This window comes from Roseateles sp. (genome assembly GCF_039595595.1).
In the GTDB taxonomy this organism is placed as follows: Bacteria; Pseudomonadota; Gammaproteobacteria; order Burkholderiales; family Burkholderiaceae_C; genus Roseateles.
On the sequence record NZ_JBCNLG010000009.1, the window covers coordinates 119,240 to 142,936 of the forward strand.

The 23,697-nt window shown below is 68.1% G+C and carries 21 protein-coding genes; 16 read left to right on the plus strand and 5 right to left on the minus strand.

Annotated elements, in window-relative coordinates:
* Window positions 1-51: 51 nt before the first annotated feature.
* The 3 genes from ABDW61_RS13440 (at window position 52) to ABDW61_RS13450 (ending at window position 2,241) form a co-directional block, all read left to right on the plus strand.
* Window positions 52-705: a ParA family protein gene (locus tag ABDW61_RS13440; protein ID WP_343639308.1), complete on the plus strand. Its 654-nt coding sequence runs from the start codon at window positions 52-54 to the stop codon at window positions 703-705.
* Window positions 706-758: 53 nt separating this feature from the next.
* Entirely contained in the window at window positions 759-1,211 is a 453-nt protein-coding gene (locus ABDW61_RS13445) for a MaoC family dehydratase (RefSeq protein ID WP_343639309.1), read from the plus strand.
* A 289-nt stretch (window positions 1,212-1,500) separates the two neighbouring features.
* Window positions 1,501-2,241 carry a response regulator transcription factor gene (locus tag ABDW61_RS13450; RefSeq protein WP_343639310.1) on the plus strand — a complete coding sequence of 247 codons (741 nt, stop codon included), beginning with the start codon at window positions 1,501-1,503 and terminating at the stop codon, window positions 2,239-2,241.
* A gap of 46 nt (window positions 2,242-2,287) precedes the next feature.
* Here the strand turns inward: ABDW61_RS13450 and ABDW61_RS13455 are convergent, their stop codons facing one another.
* The 4 genes from ABDW61_RS13455 to ABDW61_RS13470 form a co-directional block, all read right to left on the minus strand.
* Window positions 2,288-3,130, minus strand: coding sequence for a ScpA family protein (locus ABDW61_RS13455; protein WP_343639425.1), 843 nt, complete (start codon window positions 3,128-3,130; stop codon window positions 2,288-2,290).
* 70 nt (window positions 3,131-3,200) lie between these two features.
* A complete protein-coding gene (locus ABDW61_RS13460; RefSeq protein WP_343639311.1) occupies window positions 3,201-3,404 on the minus strand; it encodes a DUF3460 family protein in 204 nt (67 codons plus the stop codon).
* 53 nt (window positions 3,405-3,457) lie between these two features.
* Window positions 3,458-5,503 (minus strand): methionine--tRNA ligase, encoded by a 2,046-nt coding sequence (gene metG / locus ABDW61_RS13465; protein WP_343639313.1) that lies wholly within the window; start codon window positions 5,501-5,503, stop codon window positions 3,458-3,460.
* Window positions 5,504-5,582: 79 nt separating this feature from the next.
* Window positions 5,583-6,566, minus strand: a complete 984-nt coding sequence (locus ABDW61_RS13470; RefSeq protein ID WP_343639314.1) for a bile acid:sodium symporter family protein — start codon at window positions 6,564-6,566, stop codon at window positions 5,583-5,585.
* A gap of 762 nt (window positions 6,567-7,328) precedes the next feature.
* Between ABDW61_RS13470 and minC the strand changes: the two genes are divergently transcribed.
* The 9 genes from minC to ABDW61_RS13515 all read left to right on the plus strand — a co-directional run bounded on the left by minC (window position 7,329) and on the right by ABDW61_RS13515 (window position 16,631).
* On the plus strand, window positions 7,329-8,279 hold the full coding sequence (gene minC, locus ABDW61_RS13475) for a septum site-determining protein MinC (protein ID WP_343639315.1): 951 nt from the start codon (window positions 7,329-7,331) through the stop codon (window positions 8,277-8,279).
* 49 nt (window positions 8,280-8,328) lie between these two features.
* Window positions 8,329-9,141: a septum site-determining protein MinD gene (minD, locus tag ABDW61_RS13480; RefSeq protein WP_343639317.1), complete on the plus strand. Its 813-nt coding sequence runs from the start codon at window positions 8,329-8,331 to the stop codon at window positions 9,139-9,141.
* Window positions 9,142-9,159: 18 nt separating this feature from the next.
* Entirely contained in the window at window positions 9,160-9,423 is a 264-nt protein-coding gene (minE, locus tag ABDW61_RS13485; protein WP_343639318.1) for a cell division topological specificity factor MinE, read from the plus strand.
* Between the two features lie 131 nt (window positions 9,424-9,554).
* Entirely contained in the window at window positions 9,555-11,225 is a 1,671-nt protein-coding gene (locus ABDW61_RS13490) for a 3-(methylthio)propionyl-CoA ligase (RefSeq protein WP_343639319.1), read from the plus strand.
* 169 nt (window positions 11,226-11,394) lie between these two features.
* Window positions 11,395-12,654, plus strand: a complete 1,260-nt coding sequence (locus tag ABDW61_RS13495) for a branched-chain amino acid ABC transporter substrate-binding protein (RefSeq protein WP_343639320.1) — start codon at window positions 11,395-11,397, stop codon at window positions 12,652-12,654.
* A 22-nt stretch (window positions 12,655-12,676) separates the two neighbouring features.
* On the plus strand, window positions 12,677-13,684 hold the full coding sequence (locus ABDW61_RS13500) for a branched-chain amino acid ABC transporter permease (RefSeq protein WP_343639426.1): 1,008 nt from the start codon (window positions 12,677-12,679) through the stop codon (window positions 13,682-13,684).
* 3 nt (window positions 13,685-13,687) lie between these two features.
* The gene (locus ABDW61_RS13505; RefSeq protein WP_343639322.1) at window positions 13,688-15,061 is read left to right on the plus strand and encodes a branched-chain amino acid ABC transporter permease; all 1,374 of its coding nucleotides are present in this window, start codon (window positions 13,688-13,690) and stop codon (window positions 15,059-15,061) included.
* Window positions 15,058-15,840, plus strand: coding sequence for an ABC transporter ATP-binding protein (locus tag ABDW61_RS13510; protein WP_343639323.1), 783 nt, complete (start codon window positions 15,058-15,060; stop codon window positions 15,838-15,840). Before ABDW61_RS13505 ends, ABDW61_RS13510 begins: the two co-directional genes overlap by 4 nt.
* 32 nt (window positions 15,841-15,872) lie before the next feature.
* The gene (locus ABDW61_RS13515; protein ID WP_343639427.1) at window positions 15,873-16,631 is read left to right on the plus strand and encodes an ABC transporter ATP-binding protein; all 759 of its coding nucleotides are present in this window, start codon (window positions 15,873-15,875) and stop codon (window positions 16,629-16,631) included.
* Window positions 16,632-16,711: 80 nt separating this feature from the next.
* Here ABDW61_RS13515 and ABDW61_RS13520 read toward each other — a convergent pair whose 3' ends face one another.
* Complete coding sequence (locus ABDW61_RS13520) at window positions 16,712-18,718, minus strand: hypothetical protein (protein ID WP_343639325.1); 2,007 nt, start codon at window positions 18,716-18,718, stop codon at window positions 16,712-16,714.
* Window positions 18,719-18,945: 227 nt separating this feature from the next.
* On the opposite strand from ABDW61_RS13520, the gene ABDW61_RS13525 reads away from it, so the two are divergent.
* From ABDW61_RS13525 to ABDW61_RS13540, 4 genes are all read left to right on the plus strand, one after another.
* Window positions 18,946-19,458, plus strand: coding sequence for a hypothetical protein (locus ABDW61_RS13525; protein ID WP_343639327.1), 513 nt, complete (start codon window positions 18,946-18,948; stop codon window positions 19,456-19,458).
* 216 nt (window positions 19,459-19,674) lie between these two features.
* On the plus strand, window positions 19,675-20,157 hold the full coding sequence (locus ABDW61_RS13530) for a hypothetical protein (RefSeq protein WP_343639329.1): 483 nt from the start codon (window positions 19,675-19,677) through the stop codon (window positions 20,155-20,157).
* Between the two features lie 223 nt (window positions 20,158-20,380).
* Window positions 20,381-22,477 carry a 3-hydroxyacyl-CoA dehydrogenase NAD-binding domain-containing protein gene (locus ABDW61_RS13535; protein WP_343639331.1) on the plus strand — a complete coding sequence of 699 codons (2,097 nt, stop codon included), beginning with the start codon at window positions 20,381-20,383 and terminating at the stop codon, window positions 22,475-22,477.
* 28 nt (window positions 22,478-22,505) lie between these two features.
* Entirely contained in the window at window positions 22,506-23,681 is a 1,176-nt protein-coding gene (locus ABDW61_RS13540; protein ID WP_343639333.1) for an acetyl-CoA C-acyltransferase, read from the plus strand.
* Window positions 23,682-23,697 lie beyond the last annotated feature (16 nt).

Consider the following 23,697-nt stretch of genomic DNA (forward strand, 5'->3'; position numbering starts at 1 on the left):
TTTGCGGTATCGCATAACATCCCGCGCACCTCATCGAGGAGAGGAGACGCCATGCCGGTGATCCTGGTCGCCAATCCGAAGGGCGGGGTTGGCAAGAGCACGCTCGCGAGCAACATCGCGGGCTTCCTGGCCCATCGGGGCCTGGCGGCCATGCTGGGCGACATCGACCGCCAGCAGTCGTCGGCGCGCTGGCTGGCGCAGCGGCCTGCGGCGTTGCCGCTGATCCGGGGCTGGGAGCTGGCCTCGGCCGAGCAGTTGCGCACGCCCAAGGGCGTGTCGCACGCGGTGCTGGACACGCCGGCCGGCCTGCGCGGCAAGCGCCTGACGCAGGCGTTGAAGGTGGCGGACCGGGTGGTCGTGCCCCTGCAGCCCAGCCTGTTTGACATCCAGGCGACATACGACTTCATCCGCGAGCTGCAAGATGCCGTCCACGCTCGCGACAAGCCCGGCGCGGCGCCCGAGATCGGCCTGGTGGCCATGCGGGTGCGCGAGGGGACGCTGTCGCAGCAGCAATTGCACCAGTTCATCGAGCAGCTCGGGCTGCCGTTGCTGGCCGAGCTGCGCGACACCCAGAACTACGTGCAGCTGGCCGCCCGCGGCCTGACGCTCTGGGACATCGCCCCGGGCCGGGTGGCGCGCGATCTGGAGCAATGGCAAGGGCTGTGCGCCTGGCTGGAACGGTCGACCCCGGTCGGCAAGGAGTGATCCGTCCGCTTCCGCCCCGGCGCCTGACGACTTCAACAGGACAGGAGATCGGGATGCGGATGTTCGAGAAGCTGGAAGACCTCACCCCCCTGGTGGGGCAGGAGATCGGCGTGTCCGGCTGGATCGCGGTGGATCAGCCGCGGATCCAGGCCTTCGCGGACGCGACCGAGGACCAGCAGTGGATCCACACGGACCCCCGGCGCGCCGCGCAGGGCCCCTTTGGCACCACCATCGCGCACGGCTTCCTGACGCTGAGCCTGCTGCCGCGCTTCTACGAGACCGCCTTTCGGGTGAATGAAGTCCGGATGGGGATCAATTACGGACTCGACCGGGTGCGCTTCCCGGCGCCGGTGCCGGTGGGCAGCCGCCTGCGCGGGCGCTTCGTGCTCAAGCGCCTGGAGGCGATCGAGGGGGGCGTCCAGATGATGGTGGAGGTCACCGTCGAGTCGGAGGCCGGCGGCAAGCCGGTCTGCATCGCCGAATCGCTGACCCGTCAATACCGCTGAGCGCGCGCCCGGCGGGGCGTCCGCTCATCGCCCTGCGCGATCGTTTTGATCAGTTCCCCTGCTTCATTTATCCAGCGACACGCCGGAGAAATAGCCTTTTCGGGCTGTTACTTCGATGTGCGAATACAAAATTCTGGGTTTGCCAATAGAACTTTCCGCTGGTAGCGACGCCACCGTAAGGGGGAGTGCCCGGTCCAAGGCGCGCGCCTATGATCGCGCCCTGGTTCAAGAAGTCATTTGGGACGGTGGCAGGGCCTGCTTCGTCCAACCCATCCAAGGAGACACGCCCGTGAGGGTTTTGCTGATCGACGACCACCCGCTGATCCTGGCCGCGCTCCAGACTGTGATTCAAGGTCTGGGAGAGGACGTGCAGGTCCTGGGTGCCGACAGCGCGGCTCAGGCGCGGGATACGCTCAAGTCGCGCCAGGATTTCGATCTGGTGCTGCTGGATCTGAATCTGGGCGATGCCAGCGGCTTCGACGTGCTGGAGGAATTCCGCGCGCAATACCCGTCGCTGCCCGTCGTGGTGATTTCCGCGTCCGACCGCGCCAGCGACGTGATCCGGGCGATCGACCAGGGCGCGATGGGCTTCATTCCCAAGCGCACCGGCAATGACGTGCTGGCGCAGGCGCTGAAGCTGGTGATGTCGGGCGGTATCTACGTGCCGCCGATGTCGCTGGGCTCCGACGCCCCCGAGCCGGAGCCGATCGTCGTCGCCGAGAGCGCGGCGCCGGTCAATGCCAAGCTGCACCAGGTCCAGGCGCTGGCCAGTCAGGCCGGCTACCAGACCACGGCGGGGCTGGAGAGCCTGCAACTGACACCGCGTCAGACCGACGTGCTGGCGCTGCTGCTGCAAGGCAAGCCCAACAAGATCATCGCCCGTGAACTGGGCGTGTCGGTCGAGACCATCAAGGACCACGTCGCCGCTGTGCTGAAGGCGCTGGGCGTCAGCTCGCGCACGCAGGCGGTGCTGGCGGTCGGCCAGATGGTCCAGCGTCAGCCGAACGCGGCGTTCACGACCTTCCGCTGATCCAGCGCCTGATGCTGGCGCTGTTGCTGGCGCTGTTCGCCGCCGCTCAGGACGGCGAGTAGGCCAGCCGCACGTAGATTGGCGCGAAGGCTTCCGCCTGCGTGATCTCGACCAGGCGCTCCCGCGACAGCTCCAGCATCGCGATGAAGGACACGACGAGCACCTGCGGCCCGCGGTCCAGTTCGAACAGATCCTCGAACTCCACGAAGCGCTGACCTTGCAGCCTTCGCAGCAGGTGCGACATGTACTCGCGCACCGACAGCTGCTCGCGCGAGATCTTGTGGTGCTGATTGAGCTTGGCGCGCCGCATCAGTTCGGCCCAGGCGGCGCGCAGGTCGTCGACGTTGACGTCCGGCAGCCGCGGCGCCAGCGACTGCTCGATGTGGATCTGCGCGCGCAGGAAGTCGCGGCCCAGCACCGGCATCTGGTCCAGCCGCAGCGCGGCCTGCTTCATCTGCTCGTACTCGAGCAGCCGTCTCACCAGTTCCGCGCGCGGGTCCTCGGGCTCGGCGCCGTCATCGCTCTTCTTGGGCGGCAGCAGCATCCGCGACTTGATCTCGATGAGCATCGCGGCCATCAGCAGGTACTCGCTCGCCAGCTCGAGGTTGTGCTTGCGCAACTGCTCGACGTAGCTGAGGTACTGCTTGGTGACCTCGGCCAGCGGGATGTCCAGGATGTTGAAGTTCTGCTTGCGGATCAGGTACAGCAGCAGGTCCAGCGGCCCCTGGAAGGCTTCCAGGAACACCTCCAGCGCATCCGGCGGGATGTAGAGGTCCTGCGGCATGGCGAACAGCGGTTCGCCATACAGCCGCGCGACGGCGACGTTGTCCACCGCCTCGGGCGAAGAAGCGCTGCCGCCCTGATCCGCCGGGTCCTCCGGCAGCGTCAGGGCGGGATCGCGCGTGTCGTCGGCGTTGCTCACGCAGCGGGGCGACGGCAGGTGGTCGGCAGCGGCCGAGTCAGTCCGACTTGGTCTGGTAGACGTAGGGCTGCTGCGCGACGCGGGCGTCGTTGTAGCCGGCCTGGGCCTGGCGGTCCTGCTCGCGGTCCCACAGCAGCGCGCGGCCGGCGCGTTGCTCGGCTTCCAGCGTCGGCTTCTTGGCCTTCAGTTCATTGATGAACTGGGTGGCCTCGGATTCATATTTCTTCCAGAACAGCGGCATGGTCGTCTCTTGATCGGGGTTCGAAAACTGGGGTCGGATTCTAGGGGCCGCGCTCAGCGCACGCGCATGCCGGGCTGGGCGCCGGGGAAGGGCTCCAGCACGAAGATGCCGGGATGGGCCTTTTCGTCGGCGTGGCTGGCGGCCAGCACCATGCCCTCGGACAGGCCGAACTTCATCTTGCGCGGCGCCAGGTTGGCCACCATCACGGTGAGCTTGCCCTCGAGTTGCTCCGGCTGGTAGGCGCTGCGGATGCCGCTGAAGACATTGCGCAGCCGGCCCTCGCCGACGTCCAGCGTCAGGCGCAGCAGCTTGTCCGAGCCCTCGACCGTCTCCGCCTTCACGATCTTCGCGATGCGCAGGTCGACCTTGGCGAAGTCGTCGATCTTGATCTCGGGCGCGAGTTCCTCGCCGCCGGGCAGCACTTTGGGGGGGGCGGGCGGCTCGAACAGCGCCTCCAGCATCTTCGGGTCGACGCGCTGCATCAGATGCTCGTAGCCGCCGATCCTGTGCGCGCCCAGCGCGCGATCAGCGTCGGCGAAGCACATCGGCGCGACCTGCAGGAAGGTCTCGACCTTGGCGGCCAGCGCCGGCAGCACCGGCTTCAGATAGATCGTCAGCAGGCGGAAGGCCTCGATGCAGACGCTGCAGACGTCCTGCAGCACCTGGCCCTTGCCCTCGAGCTTGGCCAGCTCCCAGGGCTTGTTCTGGTCGACGTACTCGTTGACGCGGTCGGCCAGCAGCATGATCTCGCGCAGCGCCTTGCCGAACTCGCGGGTCTCGTACAGCTCGGCGATGGTCGCCTTGTGGGCGCGCAGCGCGTCCAGCAGCGTCAGGCCCTCGACGCCGACGTCCGCCGAGAGCTGCCCGTCGAAGCGCTTGGACAGGAAGCCCGCCGCGCGGCTGGCGATGTTGATGTACTTGCCCACCAGGTCCGAGTTGACGCGGGCGACGAAGTCCTCCGGATTGAAGTCCAGGTCCTCGACCTTGCCGTTGAGCTTGGCGGCCAGGTAGTAGCGCAGCCACTCGGGATTCATGCCGAGCGCCAGATACTTCAGCGGATCCAGGCCGGTGCCACGGCTCTTGGACATCTTCTCGCCGCCATTGACGGTCAGGAAGCCATGCACGTACACGTGGTTGGGCGTCTTGCGGCCGCTGAAGTGCAGCATCGCCGGCCAGAACAGCGTGTGGAAATACGTGATGTCCTTGCCGATGAAGTGGATCTGCTCGGTGGACGGGTCGGCCATGAAGGCGTCGAAGTCGCGTCCGATCTTGCCGAAGTAGTTCTTCAGCGAGGCCAGGTAGCCGATCGGCGCGTCCAGCCAGACGTAGAAGTACTTGCCCGGCGCATCCGGGATCTCGATGCCGAAGTAGGGCGCGTCGCGGCTGATGTCCCAGTCGCCCAGGCCGCCCTTGCCGTCCTCGTCCTTGGCGAACCACTCCTTGATCTTGTTGAGCACCTCCGGCTGCAGGCGGCCGGGGGTCTGGGTCCACTGCTCGAGGAACTCGACGCAGCGCGGGTCGGACAGCTTGAAGAAATAGTGCTCCGAGCTCTTCATCACCGGCGTCGCGCCGGTCAGCACCGAGAACGGGTTCTTCAGCTCGGTCGGCGTGTAGACCGCGCCGCAGACCTCGCAGGAGTCGCCGTACTGGTCCTTGGCGCCGCACTTGGGGCATTCGCCCTTGATGAAGCGGTCGGGCAGGAACATCGACTTCTGCGGATCGAAGAACTGCTCGATCGTCTTCACCGAGATCAGCTCGTTGGCGCGCAGCGCCTTGTAGATCTCCTTGGACAGCTCGTGGTTCTCGGCGCCGTCGGTGGAGTGCCAGTTGTCGAAGCTGACGTGGAAGCCGTCCAGGTACTGCTTGCGGCCCGACGCGATGTCGGTGACGAACTGCTGCGGCGTCTTCCCGGCCTTCTCGGCCGCGATCATGATCGGCGCGCCGTGCGCGTCGTCGGCGCAGACGAAGTGCACTTCGCTGCCCATCATCCGCTGGAAGCGCACCCAGACGTCGGCCTGGGTGTACTCCATGACGTGGCCAATGTGGAAGTTCGCATTGGCGTACGGGAGGGCGGTGGTGACGAAGAGCTTGCGTGTCATGGCGCGATGTGGGCTGCGGTGGTCCCGGGCACGCCCGGCGCCTGGATAGGCGCGGCCGCGTGCGGGGGAGCCGGCGATTTTAGGCGTGCGCGGCGCGTGCCGCGTAGCGCTGGGCGAGCCATGAGCACAGGATCAGCTGCAGCTGGTGATAGAACATGATGGGCAGGACGATCACCCCCACCGCCGGGTGGGCGCCGAACAGCAGCTTGGCCATCGGCACGCCCGAGGCCAGCGTCTTCTTCGAGCCGCAGAAGACGGCGGCGATCTCGTCCTCGACCGGCAGCCCCATCGCGCGCGCGGCCAGGCGGCTCAGCACGATCACCGCGGCCAGCAGCAGCGCGGCGCCGAGCGCGGCCTTGACCAGCAGCTCCGCGCCATGGTCGCGCCACAGCCCCGAGGCCACCGAGTCGCTGAACGCCGACAGCACCAGCAGCACGATCACCCAGCGGTCGATCAGCGCGATGCGCGCCTTGTGGGCGGTGTAGAAGCGCAGCAGCAGCGGCCGCAGCAGCTGGCCCGCCACCAGCGGCAGCAGCAGCAGCTGGGTGAGCTTCCAGACCGCCTCGCCGAAGGGCAGCGTGGCGCCGCTGGTGCCGGCCATCAGCGCCACCAGCAGCGGCGTCAGCACGATGCCCAGCAGGCTGGAGGCGCTGGCGTTGAAGATGGCGGCGGGCACGTTGCCTTTGGCCAGCACCGTCATCGCCACCGAGGAGGAGATCGTCGACGGCAGCGCGCACAGGTAGGCGAAGCCCAGCGCCAGATCGGTGGGCAGCCAGCGGCCGAAGAGGGCGGTGAAGCCCCACCACAGCAGCGGGAACAGGACGTAGGTGCTGAGCTGCACCAGCAGATGGACGCGCCACTTGAGCGCGCCGTCGCGCAGGGCCGCGGCGGACAGGCCCAGGCCGGTCAGGAAGAAGACCAGCGCCACGCCCCAGTTGCTGACCACCTCCAGCCGCAGCAGGCCGCCGCTGCGGCCCAGGTCGGGCCAGGCGCTGGCCAGCGCCACGGCGCCGACCAGCGCCATCAGAAACCATTCCTTGCGGACCCAGGACCGGATGCCCATCGCCTTCCTTCCGCCGGCGCGCGGCCGGCACGTCACCCCTCGGGGAAAACAGGGACTCTAGCGGGCCCGCGTCTTGCCCACCTGTCACGAGCCTTGCCCGCAGGGCGATTTCTCCGTCCGCTGGAACGCTGGCCGCCCCGGATGTCGGATTCGTGACCCGGATCGGCACTTTCATGACGGTAATCGCACGGCTCGAACCGCCCCTGTGCGGGGTTGCGCGGCCAGTCTGTAAAGGCCCGGAGGTGCTCGCCATGCCTTTGCGGCTCCCCCGCAAGGGCGGTTCGGGGGTGTCCGACTTCCCTTGGCGGTTCAAGGAGCGTCGCTAAATCCTTGATTTCAAAGACCCCGGAAAGCTATCCACCGCGGCTGTGGATAACTGTGTGGGAAACTCGCCAGCGACCGCTCTAAACCCTTGATCGACGGCCTTCGGAGGTTCTGTGCCACATTTCCGGGCAGAGGAAATCGCGCCATAAGAATCAATGACTTAGCTGCGTCCCGGGAAAACGAGGAGCTGCGATGCAGCACAAGTGTTCGCAAATGTGCGAGAGCGTTGGAATGGGGATAAGTCAAGTCCCACGTCGTTGATTTTCCGGTTGACAACGCGGCCCTGACCCTGGAAGAGGCGACCTCGGGCCGAATGACACGTCCGCGACGCCAGATGACAACGCGCGGGGCCGATGGAGGCTGGGCAGTCCCCTAAAAGAAGGCGCGCGGCGCACCGCTAAAATCCGCGACTTTGCAAACGCATTCCTCATTTCTTTCATGACGCAGGCAGTGGCGGGCAACGCGCCGGGGCGATCAGCCTCCGGCAGGACTCCGGAACTTTTTGAACTGAAGAGCGCCTCGCTGAGCCTGCTCGCCCTCGTCCTGAAGTCGGCCGACCCGGCCGCGCTCGACGCGGAGCTGACGGCGAAGCTGGGCGAGACGCCCGACGCCTTCCATCACGATCCGCTGCTGCTGGACCTGAGCCAGTTGCCGGCCGTGGCAACCGAGGGGGCTCAGGCGTCCGCGGTGGCCGACGTGGCGGCTGAAACGGCCGAAGCTGCCGGAGCGGCCGAGGGCCAGGGCCAGGGCCAGTTGAACCTGGACGTCGAGGCGGCCCCGGCGGCCGCCGAATCCCGCGCTGCCGCGCCGCGCGTGGACATCGCGGCGCTGCTGCCGCTGCTGCGCCGCCACCGGCTGCAGCCGGTGGGCGTGATCGGCGCGAATGCCTCCGAACTGGCGCAGGCCGCGAGCCTGGGCCTGGCCGAAGCGCCCGACGAGCCGGTGCGCGCCGAGCGCGAGCCGCGCATCCAGAAGGTCGTCCAGCAGGTGATCAAGGAAGTGGTGGTCGAGCGCCCGGTCGAGGTGCCCGTCGAGGTGCCGGTCGCGGCCGAGTCGAAGACGGTCTACGTGGACCGCCCGCTGCGCTCGGGCCAGCAGGTCTACGCCAAGGGCGCCGACCTGGTCGTGCTGGCCGCGGTGAACCATGGCGCCGAGGTCATCGCCGACGGCAGCATCCACGTCTACGCCCCCTTGCGCGGCAAGGCGATCGCGGGTGCCCGCGGCAACGCGCAGGCGCGCATCTTCGCGCAGCAGCTCGAGGCCGAGCTGATCGCCATCGCCGGCATCTACCGCACGAGCGAGAACCCGCTGCCGGACAACGTCCGCGGCAAGGCCGCGCAGGTTCGCCTGGACGGCGAGAAGCTGATCATGGAACCGCTGGGCGCGTGACGCTGGCGGTGCCTCCTCACCAGACACATTGAAAGAAGGACTCCGACCCATGACCAAGATCGTTGTGGTGACCTCCGGCAAGGGCGGCGTGGGCAAGACCACGACCAGCGCCAGCTTTGCCACCGGCCTGGCCATGCGCGGCTACAAGACGGCCGTGATCGACTTCGACGTCGGCCTGCGCAACCTCGACCTGATCATGGGCTGCGAGCGCCGCGTCGTGTACGACCTGATCAACGTCATCAATGACGAGGTGAAGCTGGGTCAGGCGCTGATCAAGGACAAGCAGCTGGACAAGCTCTACATCCTGGCCGCCTCGCAGACGCGCGACAAGGACGCGCTCAAGCAGGAGGGCGTGGAGCGCGTGCTCGAGGAGCTCAAGGCGATGGAGTTCGACTACATCGTCTGCGACTCGCCGGCCGGCATCGAGACCGGCGCGCTGATGGCCATGCACTACGCCGACGAGGCGCTGGTGGTGACCAACCCCGAGGTCTCGTCGGTGCGCGACAGCGACCGCATCCTGGGCATGCTCAACAGCAAGACCAAGCGCGCCATCGAAGGCAAGGAGCCCGTCAAGGAGCACCTGCTGATCACGCGCTACAACCCCAACCGGGTCGAGGGCGGACAGATGCTGTCGCTGGAGGACATCCACGAGATCCTGCGCACGCCGCTGATCGGCGTGATCCCCGAGAGCGAGAGCGTGCTGCAGGCCTCCAACCAGGGCCTGCCGGCGATCCACCTCAAGGGCACGGACGTGGCCGAGGCCTATGCCGACGTGGTCTCGCGCTTCCTGGGCGAGGACAAGCCGATGCGCTTCGTCGAGGCCGTCAAGCCGGGCTTCTTCAAGCGCCTGTTCAGCCGCTGACATCCACGGGGAGAAACCATGGGATTCATGTCCTTCTTCCTGGGCGAGAAGAAAAGCACCGCCAGCGTCGCCAAGGAGCGGCTGCAGCTGATCCTCGCCCACGAACGCAATGGCCGCAGCGCCAGCCCCGACTACCTGCCGCAACTGCAGCGGGAGTTGCTCGCGGTGATCTCCAAGTACGTCGCCATCAATCCGGACGACATCAAGGTCCACATGGAGCGGCAGGACGACCTCGAAGTCCTCGAGGTCAAGATCGAGCTGCCGGAAATCCGCAAGGCCTGATCGGGGTTCCCGCGGCAGCGCCCGTGTAATCCCCTATGCCGGAATCCGCCTCGCGTCACTAGGGTGACGCGAGGCGTCCGGAGCCGTCGATAGACTGACCTGGACAGCCGACAACAAGTCCAGGAGACGACATGGCACTGATGGGCCAGATGATGTCCAGGCCGCTGCTGATCTCGTCCTTGATCACGCACGCGGCGCGGCATGCCGGGGATACGGAGATCGTCAGCAAGCGGGTCGAGGGCGATCTCCATCGCAGCACCTGGGCGGTGGTCGAGCTGCGCGCCCGCCAGCTCGCGCAGGCCTTCGCGCGGCTCGGTCTGCAGCCCGGCGAGTGCGTCGGCACGCTGGCCTGGAACGGCCACCGCCACCTCGAGATCTACTACGGCACCTCGGGCTCGGGCCTGGTCTGCCACACCATCAATCCGCGCCTGTTCCCCGAGCAGATCGCCTGGATCGCCAATGACGCGCAGGACCGCGCGCTGTGCTTCGACCTGAGCTTCCTGCCGCTGGTCGAGAAGCTCGCGCCGCACCTGGGTCAGGTCCGCGACTTCATCCTGATGACGGACCGCGCGCACATGCCGGCCGCATCGGCGATCCCCGGCCTGCGCTGCTACGAGGACCTGATCGAGGCCGAGGACGGCCACTACGTCTGGCCCGAGTTCGACGAGCACACCGCGTCCAGCATCTGCTACACGAGCGGCACGACCGGCCATCCGAAGGGCGCCGTCTACAGCCATCGCAGCTCGGTGCTGCATGCCTACGGCGCCGCGCTGCCGGACGCGATGGCCGTGTCGCGGCGCGACGTGATCCTGCCGGTGGTGCCGATGTTCCACGTCAACGCCTGGGGCCTGCCCTACAGCACCGCGCTGGTGGGCTGCAAGCTGGTGATGCCCGGGCCGCATCTGGACGGCAAGTCGCTCTACGAGCTCTTCGAGACCGAGCAGGTCACCTTCAGCGCCGGCGTGCCGACGGTGTGGCTGGGTCTGCTGAACTACGTCGGCGCCAACGGGCTGAAGTTCTCGACCTTCAAGCGCACGGTGATCGGCGGCTCGGCCTGTCCGCCGGCGATGCTGCGCACGCTGATGGACGAGTACGGCGTCGACGTGATCCACGCCTGGGGCATGACGGAGATGTCGCCGCTGGGCACGCTGTCGCGGCTCGACAGCCGCCAGCTCCAGCTGCCGGTGGAGCAGCAGCGCCGCCTGCTGGAGAAGCAGGGCAAGGCGATCTACGGCGTGGACATGGCCGTCGTCGACGACGGCGGGCGCGCGCTGCCCTGGGACGGCAAGAGCTCGGGCAACCTGGTCGTGCGCGGTCCCTGGGTCATCGACAGCTATTTCGGCCACGAGGACTCGCCGCTGATCCGCGTCACCGGCGAGGATGGTCGCGACGCCGGCCTGTGGTTCCCGACCGGCGACGTCGCCGCGATCGATGCCGACGGCTTCATGCAGATCACCGACCGCAGCAAGGACGTGATCAAGTCGGGCGGCGAATGGATCAGCTCGATCGATCTCGAGAACATCGCGATGGCGCATCCGGCGGTGCAAGAGGCCGCCGTGATCGCGGTGCCGCATCCGAAGTGGGACGAGCGTCCGCTGCTGGTCGTGGTGCGCAAGCCCGGCGAGGCCGGCGCGGCACTGACGCGCGAGGACGTGCTCGGCTTCTACGAGGGCCGGATCGCGAAGTGGCAGGTGCCCGACGACGTCGTGTTCGTCGACGAGATCCCGCACACGGCCACCGGCAAGATGCTCAAGCTCAAGCTGCGCGAGCAGTTCAAGTCCCACCAGCTGCCGGGCTGCTGAGCCCGCCGCAGCAGCGCTGTCGCGCGGCGCCGAGGCGCCGTCCCCGATGCCCTTCCGCAGGAGCCGACCCACCGATCTTTCTCACCGCAGTTCCCAGCAGTCCGCCGCTTCACGCCGTACTACGCCGCTTCCGATCGCCTTGCAATCACAACCACATCAGGAGACAAGCATGAGCAAGCACAGCACGCGTCCGATCCTCTCGCTGGCACGACCCCTGGCGGTCGCCGCATTCGCGGCGCTGGCCGCCTCGGGCGCCCACGCGCAGAAGGGCGAGGTGGTGAAGATCGCCTGGATCGATCCGCTGTCCGGACTGATGGCCCCGGTGGGGCAGAACCAGGTGAAGTCCTTCCAGTTCTTCGCCGAGAAGTTCAACGCCACCAATCCGGCCGGCGTGAAGTTCGAGATCATCCCGATCGACAACAAGCTCAGCCCCGCCGAATCGCTCAACGCGCTGAAGTCGGCGATCGATCAGGGCGTGCGCTACGTGACGCAGGGCAACGGCTCGGGCGCGGCGCTGGCCATCATCGACGCGGTCAACAAGCACAACGAGCGCAATCCGGGCAAGGAGGTGCTGTACCTCAACCACTCGGCGGTGGACCCGGACCTGACCAACAGCAAGTGCAGCTACTGGCACTTCCGCTTCGACGCCGACACCTCGATGAAGATGGAGGCGATCACCACCTTCCTGAAGGACCAGCCCGACGTCAAGAAGGTCTATCTGCTCAACCAGAACTACGCGCATGGCCATCAGGTCGCCAAGTACGCGAAGGAGGGGCTGGCCAAGAAGCGGCCCGACGTGCAGATCGTCGGCGAGGACCTGCACCCGCTGGCGCAGGTGCGCGACTTCGCGCCCTATGTCGCCAAGATCAAGGCCAGCGGCGCGGACACGGTGATCACCGGCAACTGGGGCTCGGACCTGGCGCTGCTGGTGAAGGCGGCCGCGGAGGCCGGCTACAACGGCAAGTTCTACACCTACTACGCCGGCGTCACCGGCACGCCGACGGCCATCGGCGCCGCGGGCGCGGGACGCGTCTACCAGGCGGCCTACAACTACAACAACATGGGCGGGCAGATGGACCAGTGGGCCAATGAATTCAAGGCCAAGTTCAACGACGACTTCTACACCGGCAGCGTCATCCACATCTACAACGCGCTGGGCAACGCGATGGCCAAGGCCAAGAGCACCGATCCGGTGAAGGTCGCGGCCGCGCTCGAGGGGCTGAAGTTCAAGTCCTTCAACGGCGACGTCGAGATGCGCAAGACCGATCATCAGCTGCAACAGCCGATCTACATCTCGCGCTGGGAGAAGGTCGACGCCAAGCACCCGTACAACGTCGAGAACACCGGCTTCAACTTCGCGCCGGTGAAGACCTATGACGCGTATGTGAGCAGCACGCCGACCAGCTGCCAGATGAAGCGTCCCGGCTGATCGTCGACGACAACGCGAGCGCATCGACGTGGAACAGATCCTGATCAACCTCCTCAACGGCTTGTCGTCCGGGCTGCTGCTGTTCATGCTCAGCTCCGGGCTGACGCTGATCTTCAGCATGATGGGTGTGCTGAACTTCGCGCATGCGAGCTTCTACATGCTGGGCGCCTACATCGCCTACACGATCGCCGGATGGATCGGGTTCTGGCCCGCGTTGCTGCTCGCGCCACTGGTGGTGGGCGGGTTGGGCGCGCTGTTCGAGCGCGGCGCGCTGCGGCGCGTCCACAAGTTCGGACATGTGCCGGAGCTGCTGATCACCTTCGGCCTGTCGTATGTCGTGCTGGAACTGGTCCAGCTGGTGTGGGGCCGCACCGCGGTCCCGTTCCCGCCGCCGCCTTCGCTGCAGGGCGCGGCCTTCACGCTGGTGCATGCGCCGGGCCAGGCGCTGCAGTTCGCGTGGGGCGACGCCCCGGCGGCGCTGTGCGCCGCCGCGAGCTGCTCCAAGTTCCCGCTCACGCGCGCCTTCATGATGCTGGTCGCGCTGGGCATGCTGCTGGCGCTGTGGCTGCTGCTCACGCGCACCCGCATCGGGCTGGTGATCCAGGCGGCGCTGACCCACCCGGAGATGGCCGAGGCGCTGGGCCACAACGTGCCGCGCGTGTTCATGCTGGTGTTCGGCAGCGGCTGCGCGCTGGCGGCGCTGGCCGGCGTGATCGGCGGCATCACCTTCGTCACCGAGCCGGCGATGGCGGTGATCGTCGGCTCCATCATCTTCGTGGTGGTTGTGGTCGGCGGCATCGGCTCGCTGGCCGGCGCCTTCGTCGCCTCCCTCGTCATCGGGCTGCTGCAGACGCTGCCGCTGACGGTCGACGTGTCGCTCGCCCAGGCCCTCGGGCTCGGCCCCGGCACCTTCGGCTACCCGCTGCTCAAGCTCACGCCGGCGCAGGTCGCGCCCATCCTTCCCTATCTGCTGATGGTCCTGATCCTGATCTTCCGGCCCAAGGGCCTGCTCGGCACGCGGGAGGGCTGACCGATGTCCGCCGTCATGCCCTCGAGCTCCACGTCCGCCACCACGCCCGCAAGCGCCGGCGCCACCGCCGCCAAGGCGCGTCCGCGGCGCGGGGACTCCTACCACTTCAAGCCCTACAACGTCGGCCGCTGGCTGATCTGGGGGCTGTACGCGCTGGTGCTGCTGCTGGCGCCGCTGCTGTGGACCAGCAGCCTGGCGCAGACCATGCTGTCGCAGATGGGCATCGCGATCATCGCCTGCCTGTCCTACAACCTGCTGTTGGGGCAGGGCGGCATGCTGAGCTTCGGCCACGCGGTCTACAGCGGCCTGGGCGCCTATCTGGCGATCCACACGCTCAACGCGGTGGGCGCCGGCCAGTTGGCGCTGCCGGTGAGCCTGGTGCCCATCGCCGGCGGCTTCGCGGGTCTGTTCTTCGCCGCGCTGTTCGGCTATGTCTCGACGAAGAAGTCCGGCACGCCGTTCGCGATGATCACGCTCGGACTGGGCGAGCTGATCTGGTCGATGTCGCTGATGCTGCCGGAGTTCTTCGGCGGTGAGGGCGGCATCTCCTCCAACCGCGTGGCCGGCAAGGCCGTCTGGGGCATCAGCTTCGGGCCGCAGATCCAGGTCTACTACCTGATCGCCGTCTACGCCTTCGTCTGCACGGCGCTGCTGTACGCGTTCACGCGCACGCCGCTGGGGCGCATGCTCAACGCGGTGCGCGACAACCCCGAGCGCGTCGAGTTCATCGGCTACGACACGCAGTGGGTGCGCTTCCTGGCCTTCCTGATCGCGGGCTTCTTCGCCGGTGTGTCGGGCGGGCTGTCGGCGCTGAACTTCGAGATCGTCACCGCCGAGGTCGTCGGCGCCGCGCGCTCGGGCGCCTATTTGCTGTTCACCTTCCTGGGCGGCGCGACCTTCTTCTTCGGGCCGATCATCGGCGCGGTGCTGATGGTGGTGGCGCTGGTGCTGCTGTCGGAGCTGACCAAGGCCTGGCTGCTGTACCTGGGCCTGGTGTTCCTGTTCATGGTGATGTACGCGCCGGGCGGCATCGCCTCGCTGATCATGATGAACCTGCGCCTGGCCGCCTTCGGCAAGCTGCGGGCGCTGTGGCCGTCCTATCTGGGCCTGGCGGGCGCCGCGGCGACGATGCTGCTGGGCGGCTCCGCGATGGTGGAGATGCTCTACCACCTGCAGCTCAACGAGGCGCTCGGTCCGAAGATGAGCTACCTGGGTCTGGCGCTGAACGCCCGCAGCGTCGAGTCCTGGTTCGGCGCCGGCCTGGTGCTGGCCACCGGGCTGGGCCTGTTCGAGCTGCTGCGCCGCCAGTTCCGCCTCGAGTGGGACCAGGCGCAGGAGGAGATCGAGAAAGAGATCAAGCGGAGGGAAAGCCTGTGAGCGCCCCGTATGCCCTGGAGTTGAAGGCGGTTCGCAAGCGCTTCGGCAAGAGCGAGATCATCCGCGGCGCGGAGCTCGCCGTGAAGCCGGGCGAGCGCGTCGCGATCATCGGCCCGAACGGCGCCGGCAAGTCGACGCTGTTCAACCTGATCAGCGGCCGCTTCGCGCCCAGCAGCGGCGAGATCCGGCTCTTCGGCGAGCGCATCGACCAGCTGCCGCCCTACCAGATCAACCGCCGCGGGCTGTCGCGCAGCTTCCAGGTCTCCAACCTGTTCACGCGGCTGTCGGTCTTCGAGAACATCCGCTGCGCGCTGCTGTGGTCGATGGGGTACCGGTACGCGTTCTGGAAGTTCCTCGCCGGCATGGACGAGGTCAACGAGCGCGTCGAGGAACTGCTCGAGATGATCCACCTCGACAAGAAGCGTGACGTGCCTGCGGTCAACCTGACCTATGCCGAGGCGCGCGCGCTGGAGATCGGCATCACGATCGCCGGCGGGTCGCAGGTGATCCTGCTCGACGAGCCGACGGCGGGCATGAGCAAGAGCGAGACGAAGCGCTTCATCCAGTTGATCCGGCAGGTCACGGAGGGACGGACGCTGCTGACGGTGGAGCACGACATGGGCGTGGTGTTCGGGCTGGCCGACAAGATCGCGGTGCTGGTGTATGGGGAGGTGATCGCCTTCGATACGCCGGAGGCGGTGCGCGCCAACGCGCGGGTGCAGGAGGCCTACCTCGGCTCGGTGCTGGCCGAGTCGCAGGCCGCGGGAGCCCACGCATGAGCGTCGCGATCAACGACAGCAACGCCGGCGCGATGCGCGCCGCCGCTCAGGGCACCGCGGCGGCGGGGACGCGAGCGCTGCGGCTCGAGAACGTCCATGCCTTCTACGGCAAGAGCCATGTGCTGCACGGCGTGACGATGCAGGTGCGGCCCGGCGAGATCGTCAGCCTGCTCGGGCGCAATGGCTCGGGGCGCTCGACGACGGTGAAGACCATCATGGGCCAGGTCGACGGCACCGGCTCGATCACATGGGGCGGCCAGGAGCTGCTGGGCCGCAAGGCCTACGAGATCGCGCATCGCGGCATCGGCTACGTGCCGGAGAACCGCGACATCTTTCCCAAGCTGACGGTGCATCAGAACCTGATGCTGGGCGAGAAGGGGAGCCGGGGCAGCAAGGGCAGCAGGGGCGCGCCGCCGCGCTGGAGCTTCGACGACATGTACGCGATGTTCCCGCGGCTCAAGGAGCGCCAGCACACCGAGGCGGGCGTGCTCTCCGGCGGCGAGCAGCAGATGCTGACGCTGTGCCGCACGCTGATGGGCGATCCGGACCTGATCATGATCGACGAGCCGACCGAGGGCCTGGCGCCCAAGATCGTCGAGCTGGTCGCGGACTACCTCAAGGAGCTCAAGCGTCGCGGCGTGTCGGTGCTGCTGGTCGAGCAGAAGCTGGCGATCGCGCTGGAGATCAGCGAGCGCTGCTACGTGATGGGCCACGGCCGCATCGTCTTCGAAGGCGCGCCCGCCGAGCTGCGCGCGAACGCCTACGTGCGCAAGGAGTGGCTGGAAGTGTGATCCGCCGGAGGATGGGTGACGACGGCGCCGGCCATCGAAGCAGGACCGCGATGCCGAGGCAGGGGCTGAGCCCCTCTCGATCAAGCGGGTCGAGCGACCGGATACGCCCGGCGCAGGGGCGCGAGCCAGTCGTCCATCAGCGCGAGCTGGTGCTCGGCGAGGGCGGCCGGCAGCACCGCGAGCTGTGCCCGTTCGTAGCGCTGGTGATCCTCGGGGCCTGCGTCGTCGTTCTGGATGCGCTCCTCCGCCGCCTCGAATTCCGCTTCGCGGTCCGCCTTGAGCTTCTGGTAGGCCTGATCCGCGAGCAGGCGATCGACCAGGCGCCGGATCGGCCCCTCGGGCGACGACAGCAGGTCACGCAGGCCCGGGAAGCCGGCGCGCACCTCCTCGCCGATGATCTGGTCGGCCATGTGGTGCATCCCGGCCGGCCAGTCCTTCGCCGCGGGCGCGGCCTCGGTGCGGCGCAGCCCGAAGTGCCTGCGCGCGTCGCGCATGCCGGCCGCGGCGCGATAGTGCGGGCGCGCCGTCCGCGTCATCGGCTTGCCGGTGAGGTTCGCGAGCTTGAAATCGATCAGCGCCTGCAGCGCCAGTCCCTGCTCGATGTTCTCCGCCGATGCGTTCTGGAGGGCCACGTGACGATCGGCGGCGTTCATCAGGGCCATGCGCAACAACGCGCCGGAGGGGGCGTCCGACGTGATGTCGACACGGGTTCCGATGGCGAGATCCAGGTCGCGGAGCAACTTCATCTGCGCATCGACACAGGGCGCATCGACGACGAGCTCCCCATGACAGGCATCGAGCAGCGCTGGTTCGTCGGCGAGTGTCCGCATCACGCGGCCAACCCGGGCGCAGGCTTCCTCCCGCATGGCGGCGGCATTCAGCCCGCCCTTGAGCGCTTCAACCCGCCGGTGGAGCGACGCCAGGAACGCCGCCAGCGGCAGTGCTGCCGGTTTGTCGCGGCAGCGATCCCACGCGCGGTCCGCCAATTGGCGCCCGGCGGGCAGGAAATAGTCGAAGGCGGCGTCCGGCCGAACGGCCGCCATGCGGCGCAGGCCAGAGTTCTCGTGCGACCAACCGGCGGGTCGGGCACCGGCGGACGCGTCTGAAGATGGGCCGTGCAGCCATTTGATGCGCTCCAGCGCTGGAGGTGCGTGCTGCGCTAGCTGTTTCGCATGCCGCATCTCGAGGCTCGCGGCGTTTTTGGAGTCCATGCTGTACAACTCGACCCTGCTGACGCTGTCGGGCATCCAGGCAAAGGGAAACTTGTCGTTCGGCACCGCCTCCATGCCGAGATGTGCCAGCTTCAGGCAGGCTGCCGAGGCGCGGAAAGCGCTGGCATCGAGGGGCCGGGCATCGCCCAGGTTCAGCGAGGTGCCAGCGCCAGCGCCAGCAGCGAGGCCCAGCGCGTGCAAGACATGCGGCGGAGGCAACGCCACGTCGCGCAGGCCCGGGTCGTGAGGGGCGCCAACGTGAATGTGGAGCGGCCCACCCTCGGCCCCCGTGGCTCTCTGGTTCATGCGGTCCATCACGGCGCTGCGCACAGCGTCCGCCCCCCGGGCGCGCGCGCTCAGTTGCGCGGCCTCGCCGGGCTCGGTTTCCCATCGCGCGAGGCCAGCCAGGGCCGCGGCCTGGCCGTCCGTCAGGTTCATCGCAGTCCGCAGCTGCGCTTCAATCGAAGCGAACGCGCCCCGGGCGTCCAAGTGTGGGTGAGGGTTGGGTAAGCTGCCCCAACCGTACGCGCGCAGGTCGCTGACCCCTTGGCGAACCTTGGTGTCGAGCAGGCAGAGCGGCACGCTGCGCAACATCTGGGCCGCGTTCGCTCCCAGTTCGGGACCCAGGCGATCTTCGGATCCGCCGTGAGGATGCGCCCTGCGCGGCTTGACCGATTCCCACCACGATGAGAGTGAGAACGGGCGGTGCCGTCCAAGCCGTTCAAGCCGTTCGAGCTTCGCCATCTCTTCCGGCGGCAGCGGCCCCGGGAAGGTCGCATAGGGGTCGGGGCACAGGCGCTCCGAACCCTCGATGACGTGGAACTCGCCCGTCGTCTCGGTGGGCAGGGGGCGGGTCGGAGCAATGGCGGTGTACACGCGTGCGGTTGTCGGGGGGAAGAGGCCTGCTGAGTGTGTGACGCCTGCCCGGCGTGCATGCCGGGACGGCAGAAGTCCGGGCGCTCGCACAGCTCGAGTTGCAACGGAGTCATCACGCACTCCGGCTGGTGGCATGCAATCCGGTGACGAAAGGCCAGCTCCGGTGAGGACTTTTTCTGTGGCCGCACTACATTGCCGGGGCGGATTACAGGAACAGAGGTCCCCCCATGAACTTGATGCAGCCTTGGGTGCTGGCGGCCAGCGTGCTCGCCGGCGCGGGTGCGGGCGCGGCGGTCGCCAGCGCGTGGTGGGGCCGGGAGCTTCGGCATGCGCGCCTGCTGATTGACCAGTTGCTGGCGTCGCGGCGCCAGCTCGAGGAACAGGTCAGCAGCGCGCGTCGCCAGATCGAGCAACTGCAGGTGGAAATGCTGGAGCTGCGTCTGACGACCGAGCACCTGCGCCGCAAGGCCACCACCGCCGAGCGCCTGAGCAGGACGGAGTGGGGCGATGCGATGTTCTCGACCCAGAGCGCGCAGATGCCGCTCAGCCCCGTGCCCGCCGCGCCCGCCGTTCCCGCTGCGCCTGCCGTGCCGCGGCCAGTCTCGCGCGTCTCGCCAGTCCCGACCCGCCAGGAGCGCGCCCGCGAACTGGTGGCGGCCGGCGGATTCGCTCCCACGGAAGCACTGGAGCACGGAGTGCCGCTCGGCTTCCTGCCGACCCAGGCCGATCCGGCGCTCTGACGGCACCCTGACGCCGCCATGACGTCACCCTGACGGCGACGCGACGCCGCCGTCTCCTCGTCTCCTCGTCTCGCGGCGCTTCCCGACACGCTCACCCCCCACGTTCGTGGCCCCCATTCGCGTGGCGGCGTCCCCTGATCGGGGTGGCGCCTGACGCGCTGGCGGGCGGTGCTCCCACTACATTGGCCGGCAGGCAACAAGAACAGGGAGCCGCCCATGAGCACGGTGCAGCCTTGGATGGTGGTGGTCGGGACGCTGGCCGGATTCGCGGGGGGCGCCGCGGTTGCGAGCGGCTGGTGGTGGCGCAAGCTCAAGCGCGCGCGGCGCCTGATCGATCGCATCGAATCGTCGCGGCAACTGCTCAACGAACAGACCACCCAGGCGCGCCGTCAGATCGAGCGCATGCAGCTCGAGCTCGGCGAGCTGCGCCTGATCGCCGAGCGCATGCGGCGCAAGGCCGTGATGGCCGCCTCGCCGCACGAGGCGCATGAGGGCCCCGAATCGATCCTGCCGCTGGACTCCGTGCTGCCGGTGAGCGCGCCCGCGCCGCTGACGCCGGCGGAGCCGCCCAGCCCGCGCGCCGATCGCGCCGGACGGGCCCGCGAGCGCGCCGACGGCGGCTTCGCCCAGACCGAGATCCAGGACGACGACGTCCCGCCGCGCGGCTTCATGCCGACGCAGCTCGACAAGCCGTACTGAGCGGCCCCTTCGCCTCACCCTCGTTTCCGTTCCTTCCGCTTTCGGCGCCCTGCGCCGGACCTGCCCCGGCCCTCGGGGCGCCCGTCGTATCGCCCTGTCACAGCAGAGACAAGCGGCACGCATCGGCGCTGCCTAGAATCGAACGATCGTTCTTTTCGCAGCCGGCGTCCGAGGAGACACCGCGCCGGCCGCGAGGCGTCTCCCCCCACTGGAAGGAACACACATGGGTGCCAGCTACGAAGTCCGCGGCCAGATCGCGGTGATCACGCTCAACAATCCGCCGGTCAACGGCCTGGGCCATGCCACGCGGCTCGCCGTCGCCGAGGGCGTCGAGCAGGCCGAGAACGATCCCGCCATCAAGGCCATCGTCATCACCGGCGCCGGCAAGGCCTTCTCCGGCGGCGCCGACATCCGTGAGTTCGGCTCGCCCAAGGCGCTGGCCGAACCCAATCTGGGCTCGCTGATCAATCGCGTCGAGGCCTGCACCAAACCCGTGGTCGCGGCCATCCACAGCGTGGCCATGGGCGGGGGCCTGGAGCTCGCGCTCGGCTGCCATTACCGCGTCACCGCGCCCGGCGCCAAGATCGCGCTGCCCGAGGTGAAGCTGGGCCTGCTGCCAGGCGCCGGCGGCACGCAGCGCCTGCCGCGCGCGCTCGGCGTCGAGCCCGCGCTCAACATGATCGTCAGCGGCGAGCCCGTGGCCAGCGAGCAGCTCGCCCAGGTGCCCGGCCAGGTGCTGTTCCAGAAGGTGATCGACGGCGACCTGATCGACGGCGCCGTCCAGTTCGCGATGGACATCGCCGACAAGCGCCCGCTGCCGCGTGTGCGCGACATCAAGGCGCAGCATCCCGAGGCGCAGGCCTTCTTCCAGTTCGCCCGCAACACCGTCGGCGCGATGGCCAAGAACTTCCCCGCGCCGCTGCAGTGCGTGGAGACCGTGGCCAACGCCGTGTCGATGAAGTTCGAAGACGGCATGCGCGCCGAGCGCGAGGCCTTCCAGCAGCTGATGCTGACGCCCGAGTCCAAGGCGCTGCGCCATGCCTTCTTCGCCGAGCGCGCCGCCTCCAAGATCCCCGACGTGCCCGAGGACACGCCGCTGCGCCGCGTCGACAAGGTGGCCATCATCGGCGCCGGCACGATGGGCGGCGGCATCGCGATGAACTTCCTCAACGCCGGCATCCCGGTCGTGATCCTGGAGATGAAGCAGGAGGCGCTGGATCTCGGCATCGCCACCATCCGCAAGAACTACGAGGCGCAGGTCAGGAAGGGCAAGCTCAAGGAAGACCGCTACGCGCAGCGCATGGCGCTGCTGGACACGACGCTGAACTACGCCGACATCGGCTCGGCCGACCTGGTCATCGAAGCCGTCTTCGAGGACATCGCCGTCAAGGAGCAGGTCTTCCGCCAGCTCGACGAGGTGATGAAGCCCGGCGCGATCCTGGCCTCCAACACCTCGACGCTGGACGTGGACAAGATCGCCGGCTTCACGAAGCGGCCGCAGGACGTCATCGGCACCCACTTCTTCAGCCCGGCCAACGTGATGAAGCTGCTGGAGGTGGTGCGCGGCGCGGCCACCGCCAAGGACGTGCTGGCCACGGTGATGGCGCTGGGCAAGAAGATCCGCAAGACCTGCGTCGTGTCGGGCGTGTGCGACGGTTTCATCGGCAACCGCATGATCGAGCAGTACAGCCGCCAGGCCGGCTTCCTGCTCGAGGAGGGCTGCACGCCGCAGCAGGTCGACAAGGCGATGGAGCGCTTCGGCTTCGCGATGGGTCCGTTCCGCATGGGCGACCTGGCCGGCAACGACGTGGGCTGGTACATCCGCAAGCGCCGCTATCAGGAGAAGCCGGACCTGCGCTACTCCAAGACCGCCGACCTGCTGTGCGAGATGGGCCGCTTCGGCCAGAAGACCGGCGCCGGCTGGTACGACTACCTGCCCGGCAAGCGCGATGCGATCCCGTCCAAGACCGTGCTGCAGATGATCGACATGCACCGCGCCACGCTGGGCATCACGCCGCGCAAGATCAGCGACGAGGAGATCGTGCAGCGCCTGGTCTACGCGCTGGTCAACGAGGGCGCCCGCATCGTCGAGGAAGGCATCGCGCTGCGCGCCTCCGACATCGACATGGTCTACCTGACCGGCTACGGCTTCCCGCTGTGGCGCGGCGGTCCGATGTGCTACGCCGACACGGTGGGCCTGTACAACGTCGCGCAGTCGATGAAGCGTTTCGCGCGGAACCCGCTGGACGACGCCCGCTTCTGGGAACCCGCGCCGCTGCTCAAGCGCCTGGCCGACCAGGGCAAGGGCTTCAACGACTGACCCGCGGACCTCGAATCAGGAGCAAGACATGAGCAAGGCATTGATCGTTTCCACGGCCCGCACCCCGCTCGCCAAGAGCTGGAAAGGGTCGTTCAACATGACCCATGGCGCCACGCTGGGCGGCCACGTGGTGCGCGCGGCGCTGGAGCGCGCCGGCATCGAGGGCGGCGAGGTCGAGGACGTGCTGATGGGCTGCGCGACGCCCGAGGGCGCGACCGGCAGCAACATCGCGCGCCAGATCGCGCTGCGCGCCGGGCTGCCGGTGAGCGTCGCGGGGCAGACCATCAACCGGTTCTGCTCGAGCGGGCTGCAGACCATCGCGACGGCCTCGCAGCGCATCATCGCCGGCGAAGGCGAGGTCTTCATCGCCGGCGGCGTGGAGAGCATCTCCTGCGTGCAGAACGAAGCCAACCGCCACATGATCCATGAGAGCTGGCTGTCCGCGCACAAGCCCGAGATCTACTGGTCCATGCTGCAGACGGCCGAGAACGTCGCCCAGCGCTACAAGATCCCGAAGGAGCGCATGGACCGCTATGGCGCGGCGTCGCAGCAGCGCGCCTGCGCGGCGCAGGCCGAAGGCCTGTTCAACGCCGAGATCGTCCCCATCACCGTGATGGCCGGTGTCGCCGACAAGGTGCGCGGCATGTCGACGAAGGAGGTCACCGTCTCCGTCGACGAAGGCCTGCGCGTGGGCACCACCTACGAGACCATCAAGGACATCCGCACCGCGCTGCCGGGCGGCGTGATCACCGCCGGCAACGCGAGCCAGTTCTCCGATGGCGCCGGCGCCTGCGCCATCGTCAGCGAGTCCTATGCCGAGAAGAAGGGCCTGAAGCCGCTGGGCCGTTTCCTGGGCTTCGCGGTGGCGGGCTGCGAGCCCGATGAGATGGGCATCGGCCCGGTCTTCGCCGTGCCCAAGGTGCTCAAGCGCCTGGGCCTGAAGGTGTCGGACATCGACCTGTGGGAGCTCAACGAGGCCTTCGCGGTGCAGGTGCTGTACTGCGCGGACACGCTGGGCATCCCGATGGACCGGCTCAACGTCAACGGCGGCGCGATCGCGATCGGGCATCCGTATGGCGTCTCCGGCCAGCGCCTGACCGGCCATGCGCTGATCGAGGGCAAGCGCCGCGGCGCCAAGCGCGTCTGCGTGACCATGTGCATCGGCGGCGGCATGGGCGCTGCCGGGGTCTTTGAAGTGCTCTGACGAGCACCCCCCTACC

What these genes read in the sequence shown, in the direction of transcription:
- ABDW61_RS13440 (WP_343639308.1), top strand. Translation starts at nt 52, where the DNA reads ATGCCGGTGATCCTGGTCGCCAATCCGAAGGGCGGGGTTGGCAAGAGC.
- ABDW61_RS13445 (WP_343639309.1), top strand. Translation starts at nt 759, where the DNA reads ATGCGGATGTTCGAGAAGCTGGAAGACCTCACCCCCCTGGTGGGGCAG.
- ABDW61_RS13460 (WP_343639311.1), bottom strand. Translation starts at nt 3,404, where the DNA reads ATGCCGCTGTTCTGGAAGAAATATGAATCCGAGGCCACCCAGTTCATC.
- metG (WP_343639313.1), bottom strand. Translation starts at nt 5,503, where the DNA reads ATGACACGCAAGCTCTTCGTCACCACCGCCCTCCCGTACGCCAATGCG.
- ABDW61_RS13470 (WP_343639314.1), bottom strand. Translation starts at nt 6,566, where the DNA reads ATGGGCATCCGGTCCTGGGTCCGCAAGGAATGGTTTCTGATGGCGCTG.
- minC (WP_343639315.1), top strand. Translation starts at nt 7,329, where the DNA reads ATGACGCAGGCAGTGGCGGGCAACGCGCCGGGGCGATCAGCCTCCGGC.
- minD (WP_343639317.1), top strand. Translation starts at nt 8,329, where the DNA reads ATGACCAAGATCGTTGTGGTGACCTCCGGCAAGGGCGGCGTGGGCAAG.
- minE (WP_343639318.1), top strand. Translation starts at nt 9,160, where the DNA reads ATGGGATTCATGTCCTTCTTCCTGGGCGAGAAGAAAAGCACCGCCAGC.
- ABDW61_RS13490 (WP_343639319.1), top strand. Translation starts at nt 9,555, where the DNA reads ATGGCACTGATGGGCCAGATGATGTCCAGGCCGCTGCTGATCTCGTCC.
- ABDW61_RS13495 (WP_343639320.1), top strand. Translation starts at nt 11,395, where the DNA reads ATGAGCAAGCACAGCACGCGTCCGATCCTCTCGCTGGCACGACCCCTG.
- ABDW61_RS13505 (WP_343639322.1), top strand. Translation starts at nt 13,688, where the DNA reads ATGTCCGCCGTCATGCCCTCGAGCTCCACGTCCGCCACCACGCCCGCA.
- ABDW61_RS13515 (WP_343639427.1), top strand. Translation starts at nt 15,873, where the DNA reads ATGCGCGCCGCCGCTCAGGGCACCGCGGCGGCGGGGACGCGAGCGCTG.
- ABDW61_RS13525 (WP_343639327.1), top strand. Translation starts at nt 18,946, where the DNA reads ATGAACTTGATGCAGCCTTGGGTGCTGGCGGCCAGCGTGCTCGCCGGC.
- ABDW61_RS13530 (WP_343639329.1), top strand. Translation starts at nt 19,675, where the DNA reads ATGAGCACGGTGCAGCCTTGGATGGTGGTGGTCGGGACGCTGGCCGGA.
- ABDW61_RS13535 (WP_343639331.1), top strand. Translation starts at nt 20,381, where the DNA reads ATGGGTGCCAGCTACGAAGTCCGCGGCCAGATCGCGGTGATCACGCTC.
- ABDW61_RS13540 (WP_343639333.1), top strand. Translation starts at nt 22,506, where the DNA reads ATGAGCAAGGCATTGATCGTTTCCACGGCCCGCACCCCGCTCGCCAAG.